This is a genomic window from Gluconobacter sp. Dm-44, from assembly GCF_018256175.1.
Classification (GTDB): Bacteria; Pseudomonadota; Alphaproteobacteria; order Acetobacterales; family Acetobacteraceae; genus Gluconobacter; species Gluconobacter cadivus.
Genome location: NZ_JAERLZ010000014.1, coordinates 1 through 18,214 on the forward strand (window position 1 = coordinate 1; position 18,214 = coordinate 18,214).

Here is an 18,214-nt window from a genome sequence, read left to right on the forward strand (position 1 = left end):
ACGACTGTTTCCGCTGCTTCTGGCCGGGGCGATGCTGGCCCCTTGCTCAACCTTTGCCCAGAGCATGCCGTTATGTAAATCCTACACCCAGACAGGAAATATCAGGGATATCGCACCTTCCACAGAAAACGATAACTCGGTTGCGTTCTGGCTGGGGAAGAAGGCAGACACCCAGAATGGCCGACTGCAAAACCCGGTTATCAATCAGCGCGTCCTGACGACCGGACCACTGCAGATGTCCGATATCGACACGAATTATGTGTTGGGGACCAGGCTTTGCAGCCCGTCACCTGTGGCTGGGCTGATGACCACCACGACCAATATTCAGGGCCTTCTCAAAACCTCGAATTTTCCCAAACTCGCCGATACACGCAGTGTGGCCTACTGGCTCAATTCAGGGGCCGCGACCATGCTGTCGCTTGGCTGGAAAGATGGCGCTGGGGATATTGCCTCCACGACACCTGAAGCAGATGTCCAGGCGTTTATTGCCCAGTCGGCAGCCGCAGGGCCTGAAGCCATTGAGATCGGGATGAGTCCCTACATCACGCCGAATGTGCCCACCACGGATTACACGCCGACACCAGAAGGCCAGTTGATCAGTGACGCCATTTTTTACAAGCCCAACTCTGACACTGTCACACTCCCCGGCGGAAAACAGGCGAAGACGCTCTGGGCGCTTGGTTACAGGCCGCAGATTGCGTTCATGGATATCGGTTTCAATGCGACCATAGAGGCTGCGACGGCAACGGATAACCACTCGACGACCTACACGGCTCTGGCTGAAACGGCCGTCGCAGATGTTCAGAAGTCGCTGCCCTCCATCAAACAGGTGGTCCCGTTCATGATGGTCGGTTACAACCCCGGCCGTCACGCTTCATCCTATGATCCGCTGGTTGAGTTCGCTCAGGATCCTTATTACGCCAATGACCGGGCGTTCTATAAATCCGTAGGGGCGCTCTCCATAGATGACCCGCCGTCCATGCTCATGGGGGACATTAACGGAGGTCAGAATGTCGGGGCATTCCGTGCGCCATATCTCCCCGACGCGTATCTGCGTTTTTCGGCAGGTCAGGTCATCTGGGCCAAGCAGAACAACATCACGGTGTACTGGTTTTCTTCCCCGTTCCAGCAGAATGGCAGTTCTCCGCAATACGGTTACGATACGATCATGCGTCAAAACACCATGGCGCTGGCGCATTATCTGGCAGCCCATTCCATTGGCGGTATGGACGCGCTTCCGAACTACTGGATGGTCGGCCAGTATTCCAATTCGGCCGTAACAAACTCCGTCGGAAACGAGGCAGACCCTGAAAGCATTTCGCGCGTGACGCTGGATCTGCTGTCTGCGGGAATGGTTGACGCGACGAATCTGACGGCGCGTGCTGCTGGAGTTATGTCGGCGCAGAAAGGGATTTGCCCTCGTATCACAGCGTTCGCCAACGGACAGACCAGCACGCCGACCCTGGCCGCAACACAGGGTCATGCGACGGCCCCGGCATCGTCAGGTCGCTATGGCTATGGGGATGTCGTCGACGGTTTGCGGATCGATCCCGACCAGGGGCTCCAGTTCATCGACAATGTCTATAAGGCGTCTTCAACGGCGGCTCCGATGAAGGTCAACGGCATCGATGATAGCTCAGGCAACCGGGGGCTGATGTGGGCAAATCGCAATTTTGAAGAAATGGGCGACGGGTATCACTTCAGAACCTGGAACGCCGGGATCAACGGCTTCAATCCGGACGGCACGCCCAGGATCGATGCCACGCAAGGCAACTCCGAAGTGTGGGTGGACTATGCCGGCGGTCATTTCACCTTCGCCTTTGCCAGCAAAAACGTCTATCAGGCCGCGCTCGACCTGACACTCGACAGTGCGAAATTCACTGTCCCGGTGGAGTTGATCGGGTTCCCTAAAGCAACAATTCTGGGCCTTACAGGTTCAGAGGAAGGAATGATTATCAACGACAGCGATGACCATGTGCCTGTCATTTACGAAAACGGGAAATGGTATCCGATCCAGCTTGGGGCCGCTTTGCAATAAGCGCCCCCTGATCTCTGGCTAAGATGCTCTTCCAGGCCCGTATTTTCAGAGATTTTCTCCAGAAATCCGGGATGTTGGTTTTTTATGGGTGAGCTTCCGCATATGCGGCGGCGGCGCCGAACAGTCCCGGTTGTGGGTGGGTGATTATTTTGACCGGCATTTCGGTCATCATTGTCTCGAAACGCCCTTTTGCGACGAAGCGTTCGGCAAATCCGGAATGACCGAGGCTGTCTGCGAGGCGGAGACCCAATCCGCCGCCGATGACGACGCCTCGTGCTCCGTGCGCGAGCGCCAGATCGCCGGAGACTGCGCCCAGGCTCAGGCAGAAGCGTTCCAGTGCGGCAACGGCCAGGGTGTCCGAGCCGTCGAGGGCGTTCTGCCACAGGGTGCGATTGTCACGCAGGGTAATGGGCCAGCCCTGTATTTCCGCAATGACTTCATACAGATTGGTCAGGCCCGGACCTGAGACAATCCGCTCTGCGGAAACGCGGCGAAAGCGCAGACGCAGGGCTTTGAGAATTTTGTCTTCCAGTTCGTCGAGGGGAGGATAATCCAGATGACCACCCTCGGTTTCCATCACGAAATACCGGTCGTTGCGACGGAGGAGGCACGCAGCACCCAGTCCGGTTCCCGGCCCTACAATAGTGATGGCACCTTCGGTTGGAAGGTCGATATCCGGTCCACACAGATGTTTCATATAGGATGAATCGACCTGTGCCACGGCATGGGCCACAGCCCCAAAGTCATTGACCAGCACGAAATTATCGAGATGCAGGCGCGCGGCGAGCTGGCTGGGTTGGATGATCCACGGATTGTTGGTCAGTTTGAGGATTTCTCCGCTGACCGGACAGGCGACCGCAATACCGGCTTCGCGCGGCAGGTCACGATTGAGGGAGCGGCCGAATGTTTCCCAGGCCAGCGCCAGACTGCCATGTTCCGCACATTTCAGTGTCGTGGCCTCACCCAGCGTGATGACCTTGCCATCCTCGATGGTCGCGATTGCAAAACGTGCGTGCGTTCCACCGATATCGACGGCGACGATTTCCCTCATGGCACCTCAAGTCCTCTGGCGATGCTGGCCGACGGCCTGCGCTTTTTCCATGTGCAGCAGTTGCCTACCGGTTCCTCCGCGTCAAGTTCCGGATGTGATGGAAGTCGTAATTCAGCGAGCGGGGCGCTGTCGGACTTCTGCGGTGCGCAGCAGTCGGTGAACAATGGCGCGCGGCACGATCATTTCAAGAAACCGGGCTATGGCGAAAGGCCAGGGGAAAAGCAGGTGCGCCCTTCCCTGCCCGATGGCGCGTGCGATCATGCGGGCAGCGCGTTTTGAGGAGACGAGGAAGGGTCGCGCTCCTTCGAGCCGCTGACTCATCGGCGTGTCGACATAACCGGGAGAAATCAGGGTGACAGAGACATGATGCGGGGTCATGGCGGCGTGCAGGGCCGTGCTGAAGCGTGCCAGACCGGCTTTTGAGCCACTATAGGCCGTGGCGACAGGAAGATCGTGGAACGCCGCGACGGAGCCTACCAGTGCGATCCGGCCTTCTTTTCGGACAGCCATGCGTGAGGCCATTTCGGTGGCAAGGGTCGCAGGGGTTGTGAAGTTGACGAGGGAGATGTCTCGGACCTGTTCGGCTGTTTCCGTCAGAGCGCCTTCGGGACGGATATCGCCCAGCCCGGCTCCCAGAATCAGAATATCGATTTTTCGCGCGTCGTCTGTTTTTCGCAGAGCATCCAGAGCGTCGTCCGTGCGGCACAGATCGAGGGACAGAATGTCTGCCGAGGCGCCTTTACGGACGACCTGTGCGGCAATGTCTGCAAGTCGTTCGGGATTGCGGCCCCAGAGCGTCAGATGCGTTCCCGGACGGGCGTAGTGGAGCGCCAGAGCGGCGCCGATCCCGCTCGATCCTCCGGTGATGAGGACGTGAAACGGGGCGCTGGAAGAGGAAACAGAAGTCTCTGGCATGGAAAACCGCTTTATTCGTGGTCGGATCGGGGCTGGAAGGGTATAGCCCTCCCATGCAACAAGATGCGACCCCGTGCCGTACTGGCACATCAGCCCGTTGGACGGGATGTTTTTTTCGATCAGAGGTACACCTGCCATTATGACACTGCCCGACAGGACTGACATCCCTGCGCCGCATGATGATCTTGTGGTTCGGCCAGTGACGACGCGGGCTGATCTCAAACTGTTCACGACGCTTCCGCGCCGTATCTATGCCGGAATGGCAGGCTTTGTCCCTGCTTTCGACATGGAACAGGATGATCTGCTGAACCCGAAAAAAGCGCCGATTTTCCGCCATGCGAGCATCCGCTATTTTCTGGCATGGCGTGGAAACACGGCTGTGGGGCGCATTGCGGCAATCGTGGACCATCGTGCCATTGAGCACTGGGGCATGAAAATCGGCTGTTTCGGGGCACTGGATGCCGTTCCTGAAGGCAGTGTCGTCAGCGCACTGCTGGAGACGGCCCGGAACTGGCTGCGTCTTCAGGGCATGCAGACAATGCGCGGGCCGGTGACGCTGAGCGGCAATGGCGAATCCGGCCTGATGATCGAAGGGCAGGACCAACCCCTGATGGTCGCCATGCCCTGGCATCCGCGCCTGATGGGGAAACTGGTTGAAGACGCGGGCTATACGCCCGTTGAAGACCTTTTGAGCTATAAGCTCGATCTCGATGATCAGACGGAATCGCGTTTCAAGGTTCCGGGCGATCTGAAAATTGGCGAAGGCCGACTCGGCTCTATTGCCATCAGGCGTCTGTCGAAGAAGCAGATTGCCGAGCAGGGCGAAATCCTGCGTCAGCTTTACAATGATGCCTGGAGCGACAAGTTCAATTTCGTACCCCTTCAGGATTACGAAATGAAGGCCATGATCAAGCAGCTTGGTCCGGTGCTTCGTCCTGAACATTATGTCCAGATCGATCAGGATGGTGAACCCGTCGCCATGGCGCTGGTGGTTCCCAATCTTTACGATATTGCTGGTGATCTGGGTGGTTCGCCTTCGCCTCTGGGTTGGGTGAAGCTTGCGGCCCGGCTGACGACGCATCGTTTTCATTCGGCACGAGTCATTCTGCTGGGCGTGACGCAGCGTCTGCGTGGCACCGTTCTGGGCGCGCTGCTGCCGTCTCTGGCGATTGCCGAACTGATGCGCCGCCGGAAGTCCCTGCCCTATTCCTGGGTAGAGCTGGGCTGGATTCAGGCTTCTGATTCCAACATGCGCAATCTGGCAGAAAGCATCGTGCCCGAGCCTTACAAGCGCTATCGGCTTTATGAACGGCCGATCGACGATCCGGCCTGAAGGCTAGGTTCGTTGCAGGGTGGCGTCAGAAATGCTGCCAGCCACCCTGTTCGAGAACAAGATCTTGCCCTGTTGCGTCCAGAAACCTGACGCCTCGTCCCGTTTGCACTCGACCAATACGATGGACCGGGATTCGAGCACCTTTGCATACAGACTGAAGTGCACGTGATCGTTCGGGCGGGCATGTGAGGAGCAGTTCGTAATCGTCGCCACCACACAGGCGTTGCATGAGCCAGTCCTGCCCGAGCGATGCGGCAGCGTCCGAAGCAGGAACGGCTTCCGATTCGATAACGAGCTGGACGCCTGATTCCGTTGCGATGTGACCGCAATCCTGAATGAGCCCGTCTGAGATATCCATGGCTGCGTTGACAATGCCGTGAAGATTTAAGCCTGTTCTCGGCTGAGGCAGGCGGTATCGTGTGGCCAGAAAGCCCGACGGATCCTTGAGCCTGCCCTGAAGCACGAGCAAGCCTAGAGCGGCGTCTCCGATCGTGCCGGTCGCCCAGATATCGTCGCCTGCTTTGGCGCTGTTGCGGCGAAGCGCCGTGTTCTGTTTGAGAAGTCCGAATACAGTTGCGGACAGAACCAGTGGCCCGGAGATGGAAGTCGTATCGCCGCCGATCAGATGCACGCCATAGTGTCGTTGGTCTTCTGCGAGGCCATGCGAGAACGCAGCAAACCAGCTTTCGTCGTGTCGCCCTTCGCGTGGGACGGTTACGTTCAGCGTATAGGCATGAGGCCGTGCGCCCATGGCCGCCAGATCGGAGAGGTTGCACCGCAACAGCTTGCGACCGAGAGTTTCTGGTGGGTCATCCGGAAGAAAATGGACGTTCTCGACCATGGTGTCGGTCGAGATGGCGAACTCCTCGCCTACGGGACAGCGCATCAGTGCGCAGTCATCCCGCAGGTCGAGCGCTTCCGGTCCGGCGAGTGGCCGGAAATGACGGGCAATGAAGCTGAACTCGCTTGATCCGGCGTCTTCGGAATCCGATCTGCCCGTCATGGATCAGGCGTTGCCGTCATTACCGCTGCGGCTGAGAGTATCGAGGATGCCATTGACCATCTTGGGTTCGTCGCCGGAGAAGAAGCCGTGAGCGACGTCCAGATATTCGTTGATGATGATCCGGTCCGGTGTGTCCGTGCCGATCAGTTCAAAAACGGCGCCACGCAGCAATGCGCGCAGAACGGGGTCCAGACGCGGCAGCGGCCACTGTTCGGGCAGAACGGCGCTCAGTTTTGTGTCGATATCATCCTGTCGACGGGTGACGCCAAGGACGATTTCCTGAAACAGCTTCAGGTCGGCATCTGGGATATGGCCATCTTCGAACAGGGCGGTGGAACTGACGCGGCGATGGCGGATGAACTGGCTGATGACGGTTTCCGCCGTGTCGCCGGACTGTTCGCACTGGAACAGCGCCTGAACGGCAGCGACGCGGGCAATGGTCCGGCTGCGGCGCGTCGGGTTGGTGGCGGGGGCGTCGGTAACGGTCATGGTGTCTCCTGGGAGTCGTCGGGGTGCGGCATGTCTGCTCCCCCGGGAATAGGTTTCATGTCGGCGAGGATTTTCGAGAATGCCTCTACCTCGCGGAAGTCGCGGTAAACGCTGGTGAAGCGGACATAGGCCACACCGTCCACTTCGCGCAATGCGTCCATCGCAAGCTGGCCGATGCGATGGGAAGAAATTTCATGTTCCCCCGAGGCTTCGAGCTGTCGGACCAGTCCGTTGACCAGCTGCTCCTGACGTTCTTCGGGAACCGGGCGTTTGCGCAGGGCGACGCGGATGGAGCGTGCCAGCTTATCCCGATCAAAAGGAACGCGCCTTCCGTCCGCCTTGTTGACGGAAAGTTCGCGGAGCTGAACGCGCTCGACGGTCGTAAAACGCTGCGTGCATGCCGAACAGACGCGCCGGCGACGGATGGCGACGCCGTCTTCCGTGGAGCGGCTGTCCTTGACCTGGGTATCGTCATGTCCGCAAAAAGGGCAACGCATTCGCGATCCTGAGAGTTCGGGCCTTGTCGGGGCCGGGTAAGTGGGCGCACTTTACCGGATGATGCGTTCTGGCCCAAACGGGGCCTTGCACGAGACTGCCTACATTCACGGGAGACTGTCGTTGAAACGGGTATCTGTCCTGACCGCCCTCTTTATTTTCTCTGCGTCGCAGGCTTTTGCCCAGCAGTCCCTTTCAGGAACTGCGCCACCGCCGGATGCCGCTCATGATGCGGAGCGCGTTGTCGTTCTGGACGGGACGTTCCGCCCTTCGGCATATTTTCCAGACCGCGGGGCGGGTTACTTTACGATTCGCAACGACGATAGCGTGGATCACCTCCTGAAGGGGATTTCATCTCCGCTTTGTCAGAACGTGGTTGCACATCACACGAATCAGCAGCAGACCGAAGGGGCGAATGACCTCTTCACCCATCTGGCTCTGCCTCACGACTCCACGATGATCTTCCCGCGCTCGGGCTATCACATGATGTGCATGGGTATCCGGCAGATGCCTGCTGTGGGAAGCAAAGTGCCTTTCACGTTCGATATTCTCAACGGCGGCAGCATCACGGTCAGCTTCACGGTGACGGGGCCTGACGAACTGACCCATGACTGAAGCTTCAGTGGGCTGAGGCAGGCTCGCGGATTTCCCGCAGGACAGTCAGGACGGCGGATCCGTAGCGATCCAGTTTCGAGGCGCCGACACCTTTGATGCAGCCCAGCCCGTCCCGGCTGTCCGGTTGTTCGCGGGCGATATCCCGCAGGACGGAATCGTGGAAAATGACATAAGGCGGGATTTCCTGCTCCCGTGCTTCGGACAGGCGCCACTGTCGCAGGGCATCGAAATACGGTTTTTCATCCGCTGAGAGGCGGTCGTTTTCCGTATTGCCGTCAGACCCTGCGCTTGCCGTCAACGCGGCTTTGGCTTCAAGCCTGAGCGCGACACGTTCCTCACCGCGCAGGATCGGGCGGGCAATCTCGCTCTGGAGCGCCAGACTGCCATACTCGCCATGCATCCGGATGGCGCCGCGTGCGATCAGTTGACGGATGACGGCGCGCCACCACTGCTCACTATGCTCTTTGCCGATGCCGAATACGGAAAGATGTTGGTAGGCATTGCGCTCGATCGTCTCGTTCGTCTTGCCGCGCAGAATGTTGGAGAGTTGAACCGCGCCAAGACGCTGGCCAGTGCGGTAAATGGCGGAGAGGACCTTCTGGGCGGCCTGTGTGCCGTCGAAGGTCGAGACCGGGTTGATGCAGTTGTCACAATGCCCGCAGGGCTGGGGAAGGTTTTCACCGAAACACGCAAGCAGCGCCTGGGTGCGGCAGCCTGTGGTTTCGGTGAGCGCGATCATGCTTTCCAGCCGGGCCTGCATCACGCGTTTTTCGTGGTCGGGGGCGGCGGATTGTTCGAGCCAGTATCGCGCCCGGGCCATGTCCTCTCCGCCATAAAGCAGGAGAGTGTCGGAAGGCTCGCCGTCGCGCCCTGCCCGTCCAATCTGCTGGTAATATGCTTCCGGCGATGAGGGCATGTCCAGATGAACGACGCAGCGCACGTCGGGCCGGTCGATGCCCATGCCAAAGGCGATGGTCGCGACGATCACCATTTCTTCGCCGGAGCGGAAGCGCATCAGGGTGGCGCGTTTTTCGATGGCAGACAGGCCTGCATGAAACGGCAGAGCCGTCAGTCCTTTGTCACGCAGCATTGTGGCGACGCGCTCGGTCTTGTTGCGGCTGCCGCAATAAACGATGGAGGCGCCTTCGCGATGGCTTTGAAGCGTTTCGAGAAGCTGACGGCTCTCGCTGGCTTTGGCGCGGGCTTCCACGATCAGGTTGCTGCGATGGAAGCTTGCCATCAGAACCTGTGCGTCGGGCATGCCCAGGGCGTTCAGGATATCGTCGCGTGTTCTCGGATCGGCTGTGGCCGTCAGGGCAATGCGCGGAACGCCGGGGAACATCTCAGGCAGGCTGGCAAGTGCGCGGTATTCCGGACGGAATTCATGCCCCCAGGCCGAGATACAGTGTGCTTCGTCAATGGCTATCAGGGAAATCCGGCGCTTAGACAGGAAATTCGCTGTGGACGGCTGAAGCAGGCGTTCGGGGGAAATATAAAGAATGTCGATCCGGTTGTTGCGCAGATCGCTCTGGAGTTGTTCGCGCTCATCCGGTTCAAGCCCGGAATGGAGGGCGGCTGCCCGAACTCCAAGCTGTCGCAGACCGGCCACCTGATCGTCCATCAGGGCGATCAGGGGTGAAATGACGAGACCCATGCCTTCACGGCAGAGCGCAGGAACCTGATAGCACAGGCTCTTGCCACCGCCGGTCGGCATGAGGACGAGAACGTCTTCGCCTCGCATAACCGTTTCAACGGCCTCCTGCTGGAGGCCACGAAATCCCGAAAATCCGAAGATTTCAGCCAGAACGCCCTCAGGAGACAGCGCTGTACCGGCACCCGTCTGATCGGAAGGCGTGGTCTGCGATTGCGTCATTTCTGCTTCCGGATCAGAGACCCGGAACGATGGTGATGGAAACGCGGCGCAGGGCGACGTGCGAATCTTCAAGCTGGCTTGGCGTGTAGGGCGTCATTTCGATTTTGGCGCCATTGATGCCGTCATTGCTGAGCTGTGTGGCAACAACCTGCGCGCGGCTCGTGGCCAGCTCCTTCAGGACTGCGGCGTCACCATTGACCCCGGCCGAGCCGGAAACGCGGACGACCGTGGCATGTTCAGCGCGGGCGGCTGTGGCGGCTTTGGTGACGACAGCCTGTGCGACAGGGCTGAGTGTGACGGATTCACGGTCGAAGAAAACGACGTAGCTGTCGCGCGTGGGCTGTTCGGCGCATCCTGCCAGCGCAGCTGACAGAACGAAAACCGGGGCCGCAATGCGGATGAGGGAGAGGAAACGTGCCATGGCGTAGCGTCCTGTCAGGGTGGAAAGGCGTGAAGCTGGGGCGGCGCACAGCCGTTCAGCATGCACTGGAAATAACCTGTCCGTCTTCCAGACGCCAGATGCGGTCAAGTTTTTCCACGCCTGTCAGACGATGCGCGATCAGCAGAAAGCTTCGCCCTGCGGTCGCGTTATTGAGCGTTTCGAGAAATGAGCGCTCGGTATCGGCGTCCAGCCCTGTTGCCGGCTCGTCAAGAACGAGAATGGGCGCATCGGACAACAGGACGCGCGCCAGAGCAATACGGCGCCCCTGCCCGCCCGAAAGTTTCGAGCCGCCTTCGCCGATCCATGTCTCAAGTCCGTCAGGCAGGCTGCGAACGACATCCGCGATCCGGGCCTGTTCTAGAGCCGTCCAGAGAGCTTCTTCGGAAATATTTTCTCGGCCAAGAAGCAGGTTGCCGCGGACCGTATCATCAAACAGGTGGCTGGCCTGTGACAGCCATGCGATCTGGGAGCGGAGATCGCTGTCGCGCAGGGTGTTGATGTCAGTCCCGCCCAGCAGGATCTGGCCCTGAACAGGAGATGCGGCCTTGAGGATCAGCGCGGCCAGACTGGATTTTCCAGCTCCGGAAGGCCCGATCAGCGCCGCGCGCTCTCCCTGACGCAGGGTCAGGCTCAGATTGTGGAAAATCGGCGCCCGATCCGGCGTCCAGCTGAACGTCACTTTTTCGAGACGCAGATCCCGTCCGGTCGGGAGCGGTGCGTTGCCCTCTGGAGCCGGAGGAGCCTTATCGGCAATCTCAACGATCCGCTGGGCGGCGTGGTTGACCTGTCCGCCCAGCAGACCGGCCCGTGCCAGACCTGTCACGCCTTCGAGGGCCGTGATGGCAACGAAAAGCGCTGTAAGGCCAGCGACTGCGGGTGCCTGGGGGAACAGGAGTCCAGCAACCGCGCACAGGATGATGGCGATGCCCCCTTTAGCGATCAGGCCTGCAAAACCCTGCATGAGCGCCATACGGGTCTGCTGGCGGCGCTGGGCCTTGAAGAGGGTTTCCTGCCGCTCCGTAACGACCGCGGCGAGGACGTCTTCCGCACCGAACGCACGGGCCTCGCGGAGGCCCGAGGTCAGATCGAGTGCAGCAACCCGAAGTTCGGATTCCGCATGCAGGATGTCCGGCCCGAAACGTTTGGACAGGTGCGCGCCCATCAATGGAAGAACGAAAGCGAGAACGGCAAAGAGTGCGCCGGTTAGCAGCCCGGCCTGTGTTCCTGCTTTCATCCAGACGATCGTTGCGATCGGAAACGTCAGCAGCGCTGAAACCAGCGGGACAAAAATGCGCAGATAGAGGTTGTCGAGCGTCTGGACGTCGGACACCAGACGGGAGAGCAGATCCCCCGAACGCTGGAAACCCAGACCTGCGGCAGCGCCGCCAGCGAGTTTGCGATAGAACCAGACCCGCAGGTCCGCCAGAGCGCGGAACATGGCGTCATGAGTATACAGACGCTCCACATAGCGCAGGACAATCTGGGCGGCACCGGACAGGCGCAGAAGAAGATAGGCGGCTCCAACGCCGATTGCAGCCCCCGCCAGACGGCCGCCTGCCTGCCCCATCAGGGCCAGTCCCGCACACACAGCCAGTTCAGCAATGATGATGCCTGTAATGAGCCGCGTATATTGCGGACGCCAGACCTGAAGAATCCGGGAAAGCGCAGTTTCGCTGCGTGTTTCCGGGTTCGTGGGCAGCGAGGCACTCATGCGGCTTCTCCCGTAAAGGCGATGGCGCGGCCACCATCAAGGACAAGATGGCGTCCCTGAAACTGTCGGGCCTGTGCGGAATGGCTGCAAAGAATGACAGTCCGGCCTTTTGCCAGGTCTTTCAGGCTCGCGAGAATGCTTGCCTCGGTTTTCGGGTCAAGATGGGAGGTTGGCTCATCCAGCAGCAGAAGCGGCGAGTTTTTGAGATAGGCGCGGGCAATGGCAATGCGCTGCGCCTGACCGCCTGAAAGACCGAAGCCACCCTCCCCGATCCGCGTTTCCAGGCCGTCCGGCAGGGATGAGAGGTACTGATCGACGGCAGCCGCGGAAATGGCATGGTCCAGTTCGTCGGCCGTCGCATCGGGCTTGGCGAACAGGATGTTCTCACGGATGGTCCCGGCAAACAGAACCGGCTTCTGACCGATCCAGCTGATCAGGGAGGAAATCTGTCGCGGAGAAAAATCCTGCATGTCCTGTCCGTCAAACAGGATGCGCCCCTGTGAGGGAGAGACGAAGCCGAGCAGCAGTTCCAGAAGTGTGGATTTCCCTGCTCCGGAGGCACCTTCCAGAATCAGTGTCTCGCCTGCCTCCAGAACGAAGCTTATATCGTGAATGACCGTGCCGCGCTGCTCGTCCCATGCAAAAGAGACGTTCTCTGCCGTGACGGAGATGCCGCTGTCGGCATGGAGGATATCGGGAGTGGTGACTATCCGTTCGGTTAGCGGGGCCAGTTCATGCATGGCTTCTGCGGCGGCGGTAGCGTGCGCACGATCCTGATAAGCTGCTGAAAGTGCCCGGAACGAGGCAAACGCTTCAGGAACCAGAAGAACGGCGTAGAGCGCGCGGGTCAGGACGGCGTTGGACGGATGCCCCATGAGGGTGTGGGCCTGCGTTACGACGATCAGCACGAGTGCCACGACCATCGCCACATCCGTGGTTGCGGAAGCAAGAAAGGCGATCCTCAGGACTTTCATGGTCCGTTGGCGCAGATCGTCGGCACTTTTCGCCAGAGCCTGTGTCTCTCGTTCGGTTCCGCCTGAGAGAACGATGGTCGCAATCCCTTTCACACGGTCCAGAAAACGCGTCTGAAGGCGTGCCATGGCCAGAAACTGTTTGCGGGACGCTACAGCCGTGGCGATTCCGAAGACGGCTTGAAAGATGGGGAGGACGGCACAACAGGCAGCGAGAATCAGGCCAGCCTGATGGTTCTCGAGGTAAACTGCGATCACGACCAGCCATTGAGAGACCAGCCAGAGCGACGCGGCAGGCAGCCAGCGCGCAAAATAGCCGTCGAGCGCTTCGATCCGGTCAACCAGCGTTGCGGCGATGGCTGCGCTGTGGTGGCGACGCAGAAGAGCTGGTCCTTCATTGAGGATACGATCCAGCACTTCTTTTCGCAGACGGCGGCGACCCTGAATTCCGGCGGATATGGCGGTCATTTCCTGCACGGTCGAGAGAATGACCCTGAGGAGGCAGGCCAGAAGGAAGGCGACAATCGCCGGACCGATACTGTCCGTGTCGTGTGTCAGCACTGAGGCGAGCGTTCGTGCCAGCGCCCAGGCCTGCAGGAGTCCCAGCAGGGTTGAGAGCAATCCTAAACATACTACGACAGAGGTTCGGGAGCGGCTGGCGCGTCCCTGTGCCTTTACCCACGCTTTTGCGATTGTCTTGTCGGCCTTCATGACCCCTGCATATAGGTCGCAAAAGCGCGACAAGACAGTGCCTCGAGCAATTCTTGCAGCTTATTTAGAGTTTTTTGTGGTTTTAAAGGGAAAACCTGCGGCTGCTACGTGATTACCGCACCGAGTCTTCGTCGTGATTAATGGCCTCGCGCGCCATGGCGAGTGCCGTAAGGGACGGGCGTTCTGGAATGAAACGCAGAGTGTACCAGGTTCCGTTTTCATTGCTGACCGTCATGTCCGCATTGATTTGTCGGGCAAATCCACGAATGAGCTGCATACCGATCCCTTCCCTACGCGTCCGGGACTCGCTGGCCTGACCGGCATCAATGCCAATGCCGTCATCACCCAGCTTCAGTTCTACCAGTCCTTCTTTGTCCGGATCTGGCGGTACAACTTTGTGAAGGGCAATGACGATATGTCCTGCCCGCTCGCCTGGAAACGCATATCGCAGGGCATTGCTGAGAACTTCCGTCACGATGAGCGCAATCGGTACGGCCTGATCGGGTGAGATCAGGACATGTTCGATATCAAGCCGGAGTCGGATACGGGTCTGAGCATTCATGCTGTTGGCTGACAGCAGAATGCTACAGAGTTCTTCAAGAAAGCTTTGGACGTCCAGAGCGGAAAGGCCGTTTTCCGAGTAGAGATAACGATGCAGGGTCGCGAGTGCTCTTACACGGTCCCGTACGAGGCGGAATTCCTCACGGGCTTCGTGTGAGCGGATCCGACTTGCCTGAAGATTGAGCAGTGATGCCACGACCTGCAAGTTGTTCTTCACGCGATGATGGATCTCGCGGATCAGCATGTCCTGATTGCGGGCTGACTGTTCCAGAGCCTTTTCATGCTGGGTCAGGCGGCGTGTAGCACGCAGGAAGGCTTTTTCCAGATGCCGGATTTCAAGTGGAATAGAATGGTTGTTTCTGGGCGCGAACAGGGCGCCCCGCCTCCAGTCCGCAACGGCAAGCGCAAGTTTTTCAAGGGGATCAACCAGGAAGATACTGGCGCCTAGTGCCACGCCCAGCAGTTCAAGAACCAGAAGTCCAACAATCAGGCTGACCCGGATCAGAAAGATATTCAGGGCATGGCTTTCTTCCGCTGTGCGCTCGGTAGCGACAATCAGGCTGACCGGCCCGTAAGCGTTCTGAAAGGCATATGTAATGCCCTGATTTGTGAAAACGTCATGTTGGCTCTGGGCGGTAATATCCCGCTGAAGACGGGCCATCGCTTTTGGGGGCAGGTTGACCGATACGGGACGATCCGGAAAAAGCGAGTAGAGAGAACCATCAGGCATTGCGAGAAAATGCCGGGAATTAGTCTCCGTACCAAGAAGAAGCCGACTGTCCCCTTTTCGAAGATGGTTCTGCTGCCACCCCAAGGTCCGTATAGCTACGATATAGCCCGAAACGGAATTGTTGCTGAGAATGGGAACAACAAATTTCAGAAGTGGGCCTCGCGCGCCCTTGAGCACATCAATTCCGGCGACGGGCAGTCTTGCGGAAGCAGACATCATCGAAGGCGACGCATTTTCCGGTGAGTGACAGATCGCCGGGTCCTGAGTTGAAGGCGACGGCAGTACGACCGAGGGTCGCCCCTCGGCATCCGTCAGCATCAACAGACAGTAGTGATGCTGGGAGACCATCTGGACGAGCGCGAATTCCCGAAGAGCATTTCCGGATGAAATGTCTCCATCGGCCAGCATATCCAGAAGTGTATGGGTCTGGTCCAGATCTGTCGTGATTTCTGAAATCGCAAGCTGCGTATCGCGTTCCGTACGCAAAGCGCTATTGCCGACATTCTGCTGATAGCTGTGCCAGGCAAGCATGGACGCGATGATTGCGAGAGGAAGGGTGGTCGCAACAATCAGCGCCATAACCCGAGCGCCTACAGTATCGAGCATTCGGATATGGCGCAGCGCCTTGCGTCCGCGAAGCAGGCGGTGCCAGCGCCGCGGATTCAGGTCTGGAGAACCAGACCGGAGAACAGTCACTTGTTTCGGTCTTCCTCGATCAGTCGGAGAAGCTCATCGGGAATTGGCTCATTTGCAACATCGTCGAAAAGCTGGTGCAGACCCCGGCTCAGCCAGATACCGAAAGGTGAGTCCTGTTCCTCCCCCTTTATATCATCGACTGAAGACTTCCGCTTGTCTCCTGCGGTCATTGGCTGGTCCCGAACCTTCCTGTGACGTCAGAAGTGCAGATTATGCACCTCTGATACTGATTATGGCGCGAACTCCGGATTCCTTTTGGGAAGCCGTTACAGGATGAACTGCCAGAAACAGTCTTACGAAAACGTCGCGTTTTCTGCAATCGCTTCCAATCCGCAATGGACTGGGATCTGCTCTCTTACAGGCAACGCATCAGGAGAGCATGAGATCCTCAGATGCGTGGCCAGCACGCCGACGGGCGTCCATTGCATCGCGCAGGGCTTTGACCTTGACGCGAAGTTTGTCGTTGGTCGGAAGGTCTCCGCTCATCCAGGCTTCCAGTTGACGACGTGCCCGGAAAACGCGGCTTTTTGCAGTCCCGACGGCGCAATCCGTAGCCTCGGCCAGCTCTTCGTAACTCATGCCTTGAATGACGACCATGACCAATGCCTCGCGCTGATCGGATGGAAGGCGGGAAAGCGCCATCGACAGATCCTTCAGGGCAAGATTGTCTTCATGCGTCGCCGGGCTGGCAAAAGATGCTGCGGGCACATCATCGATATCGGTTGTTTCACGACGCTTGCGCAGGTCTGAGATGAAACGGTTACGCAGGATACGATGCATCCATGCCGAAAAATTCGTACCTGGGATGAAGCTGTTTTGTGCTGCCAGAGCGTTGCACACGGCGTCCTGTACGAGGTCTTCTGCAGCAGCGCGATTGCGGGTCAGTGAGAGGGCCTGAACGCGCAGCTTCGGAAGAATGGCAATAACCTGATCGTGGAACGTCATGGAACTGACTCCTGATTTCGTTCTGTCTGTTTTCAGGAGATCAATGAATGGTCGAATGAGAATGTTGCATCGGGAAGAGAATAATTTTTAAAAACAGAGGGTGTCGTGTCCATATCCTCCGGAATTCAGCCATAAATCAGATGATTTTTTTTTCAGGATCAGGTTCTGGGATGTCAGTATTTTCTGCCGCTAGCTCCGCAAGCTGGGTTCTGGCACGGGAAACTCGCGCCCTCATGGTGCCAGCAGGAACGTTGCAGACCTGTGCAGCATCCTCGTAGGAGAGTTCCTGTCCTCCTACGAGGATCAGGGCTTCACGCAACAGATCCGGGAGTTTCCAGAGCAGTTCTCCCAGATCCTGAACGGCATCACGGGCATTCTGGCGGGACGGAACAGCTGTAGATGGCTGCATATCGAGTTCGATATCGAGCATGATTTCTTGCTCGCGGCTGCGTCGACGGGTCTGCTCATAAAAAGCGTTTCGCTGTATTGTGAACAGCCATGCTTTTAGAGCTGTTCCCTGCTGGAACTGATCCTGTGACGCCAGAGCACGCACGATCGTATCCTGCACCAGATCGTCCGCCGCAGTCGCGTCCCGTGTCAGAAAGCGCGCAAAGCCTCGCAGATCCGGAAGGGTCTGCAAAAGGCTGCTGTGAAAGCTGACTTTCTGGGAAGATGGGCCCGATTGGTGCCCTTCGGACGCTGATGTGCTCAGAAGAATATCCTTCACGCGACATTGCAGACGACCGCGCAGCCACAGACACTATACGGAGATTGGGCATCGTGTCATGGTTATTCGACCTTCATAGCAGGATGCATTCCGTTTAGGGGTGGGTCGGCAGATATCTTTTTCAGGAGGCCATGAACTCATGACTGATCTGGCGCGTCAGGAACTCGTCAAGGCACTTCCCTATGCCCGCCGTTTTGCCCGCGCTCTTGTCGGTGATCAGAAGACGGGCGATCAGCTTGTCGCCGCGGCACTGAAAACGCTGATGGAGACACATCGCAATAGCAATCTGTCCGCACGACAGGCGCTCTACGGCCTACTTGTCAGTAAGTTCACGGAGCAGCATGCAGGGGATGCTGCGGTGGGTATGCCGCTACGTCAGCGCGCTCTTCTTCTGTTAACATCGCTTGAGGAACAGTCTCTCGCCTCCAGCGCGCAGGCTCTTGGCCTAACTGAAGAAGAGGCTGCGGCTGAACTCAACAAGGCCCGGGCGGGCCTTCAGGGAATTGCCCAGACCAGCGTTCTGATTATTGAGGACGAGCCGATCATCGCCATGGATATTCAGGATCTGGTCGAGCGCTGTGGTCACAAAATTGCAGGCGTGGCGCATACCGAAGCGGATGCCGTTGAATTGGCTGCGAAAACGAAACCCGGCCTCATTCTTGCGGACATTAATCTTGGTGGCGGTGGAGACGGTATGCAGGCCGTCGGGCGCATCCTGCGGACCCATGAGGCGCCGGTCATTTTCGTTACGGCCTATCCCGAGCGTCTGCTGACGGGCGAAACGCAGGAGCCGTCTTTTGTTATCACCAAGCCGTTCGAGCCGATGACGCTTGCGGTGGCGACCTATCAGGCTGTCACTGGTGGCGTTACGCTCGTCTGATGGCATAATTTGGAGCGGAGTGGCTTGC

At 58.6% G+C, this 18,214-nt stretch carries 16 protein-coding genes and 1 pseudogene; 4 read left to right on the top strand and 13 right to left on the bottom strand.

The features are described from left to right. A pseudogene (locus tag JK213_RS13325) lies at positions 1 to 2,038 on the top strand (hypothetical protein); the annotation flags it as partial. Positions 2,039 to 2,120: 82 nt separating this feature from the next. Here JK213_RS13325 and glk read toward each other — a convergent pair. Further along, complete coding sequence (glk, locus tag JK213_RS13330) at positions 2,121 to 3,089, bottom strand: glucokinase (protein WP_194263310.1); 969 nt, start codon at positions 3,087 to 3,089, stop codon at positions 2,121 to 2,123. 111 nt (positions 3,090 to 3,200) lie between these two features. Next, positions 3,201 to 4,004, bottom strand: coding sequence for an SDR family oxidoreductase (locus JK213_RS13335; protein ID WP_194263317.1), 804 nt, complete (start codon positions 4,002 to 4,004; stop codon positions 3,201 to 3,203). Positions 4,005 to 4,143: 139 nt separating this feature from the next. Here JK213_RS13335 and JK213_RS13340 point away from each other — a divergent pair, with 139 nt between their 5' ends. Next, positions 4,144 to 5,337: a hypothetical protein gene (locus JK213_RS13340; RefSeq protein WP_194263309.1), complete on the top strand. Its 1,194-nt coding sequence runs from the start codon at positions 4,144 to 4,146 to the stop codon at positions 5,335 to 5,337. A 25-nt stretch (positions 5,338 to 5,362) separates the two neighbouring features. Here the strand turns inward: JK213_RS13340 and thiL are convergent, their stop codons facing one another. Genes thiL through nrdR form a run of 3 tightly spaced genes read right to left on the bottom strand, consistent with a single transcriptional unit; the run spans position 5,363 to position 7,326 of the window. Next, entirely contained in the window at positions 5,363 to 6,340 is a 978-nt protein-coding gene (gene thiL, locus JK213_RS13345; RefSeq protein ID WP_194263308.1) for a thiamine-phosphate kinase, read from the bottom strand. A 3-nt stretch (positions 6,341 to 6,343) separates the two neighbouring features. Continuing rightward, positions 6,344 to 6,829, bottom strand: a complete 486-nt coding sequence (nusB, locus tag JK213_RS13350; RefSeq protein WP_099286571.1) for a transcription antitermination factor NusB — start codon at positions 6,827 to 6,829, stop codon at positions 6,344 to 6,346. Beyond that, positions 6,826 to 7,326 carry a transcriptional regulator NrdR gene (gene nrdR, locus JK213_RS13355; RefSeq protein ID WP_194263307.1) on the bottom strand — a complete coding sequence of 167 codons (501 nt, stop codon included), beginning with the start codon at positions 7,324 to 7,326 and terminating at the stop codon, positions 6,826 to 6,828. The genes nusB and nrdR overlap by 4 nt, the downstream gene beginning before the upstream one ends. Positions 7,327 to 7,447: 121 nt before the next feature. On the opposite strand from nrdR, the gene JK213_RS13360 reads away from it, so the two are divergent. After that, positions 7,448 to 7,939 carry a copper chaperone PCu(A)C gene (locus JK213_RS13360; RefSeq protein WP_228125642.1) on the top strand — a complete coding sequence of 164 codons (492 nt, stop codon included), beginning with the start codon at positions 7,448 to 7,450 and terminating at the stop codon, positions 7,937 to 7,939. Between the two features lie 4 nt (positions 7,940 to 7,943). On the opposite strand, the gene recQ is transcribed toward JK213_RS13360, so the two are convergent. The 8 genes from recQ to JK213_RS13400 all read right to left on the bottom strand — a co-directional run bounded on the left by recQ (position 7,944) and on the right by JK213_RS13400 (position 17,219). Next, a complete protein-coding gene (recQ, locus tag JK213_RS13365) occupies positions 7,944 to 9,812 on the bottom strand; it encodes a DNA helicase RecQ (RefSeq protein WP_194263305.1) in 1,869 nt (622 codons plus the stop codon). A 13-nt stretch (positions 9,813 to 9,825) separates the two neighbouring features. Further along, positions 9,826 to 10,233, bottom strand: coding sequence for an OmpA family protein (locus JK213_RS13370; RefSeq protein WP_194263304.1), 408 nt, complete (start codon positions 10,231 to 10,233; stop codon positions 9,826 to 9,828). A 55-nt stretch (positions 10,234 to 10,288) separates the two neighbouring features. Continuing rightward, on the bottom strand, positions 10,289 to 11,965 hold the full coding sequence (gene cydC / locus JK213_RS13375; protein ID WP_194263303.1) for a thiol reductant ABC exporter subunit CydC: 1,677 nt from the start codon (positions 11,963 to 11,965) through the stop codon (positions 10,289 to 10,291). Continuing rightward, positions 11,962 to 13,647: a thiol reductant ABC exporter subunit CydD gene (gene cydD, locus JK213_RS13380; protein ID WP_194263302.1), complete on the bottom strand. Its 1,686-nt coding sequence runs from the start codon at positions 13,645 to 13,647 to the stop codon at positions 11,962 to 11,964. Before cydD ends, cydC begins: the two co-directional genes overlap by 4 nt. Before the next feature lie 112 nt (positions 13,648 to 13,759). Continuing rightward, the gene (locus JK213_RS13385; protein WP_194263316.1) at positions 13,760 to 15,544 is read right to left on the bottom strand and encodes a sensor histidine kinase; all 1,785 of its coding nucleotides are present in this window, start codon (positions 15,542 to 15,544) and stop codon (positions 13,760 to 13,762) included. An 86-nt stretch (positions 15,545 to 15,630) separates the two neighbouring features. Then, positions 15,631 to 15,804, bottom strand: coding sequence for a NepR family anti-sigma factor (locus JK213_RS13390; RefSeq protein WP_194263301.1), 174 nt, complete (start codon positions 15,802 to 15,804; stop codon positions 15,631 to 15,633). Between the two features lie 199 nt (positions 15,805 to 16,003). After that, positions 16,004 to 16,579, bottom strand: coding sequence for a sigma-70 family RNA polymerase sigma factor (locus JK213_RS13395; protein ID WP_194263300.1), 576 nt, complete (start codon positions 16,577 to 16,579; stop codon positions 16,004 to 16,006). A gap of 136 nt (positions 16,580 to 16,715) precedes the next feature. Continuing rightward, positions 16,716 to 17,219: a sigma-70 family RNA polymerase sigma factor gene (locus JK213_RS13400; RefSeq protein WP_265589649.1), complete on the bottom strand. Its 504-nt coding sequence runs from the start codon at positions 17,217 to 17,219 to the stop codon at positions 16,716 to 16,718. Positions 17,220 to 17,445: 226 nt separating this feature from the next. Here JK213_RS13400 and JK213_RS13405 point away from each other — a divergent pair, with 226 nt between their 5' ends. Continuing rightward, a complete protein-coding gene (locus tag JK213_RS13405; protein ID WP_194263298.1) occupies positions 17,446 to 18,186 on the top strand; it encodes a response regulator in 741 nt (246 codons plus the stop codon). Positions 18,187 to 18,214 lie beyond the last annotated feature (28 nt).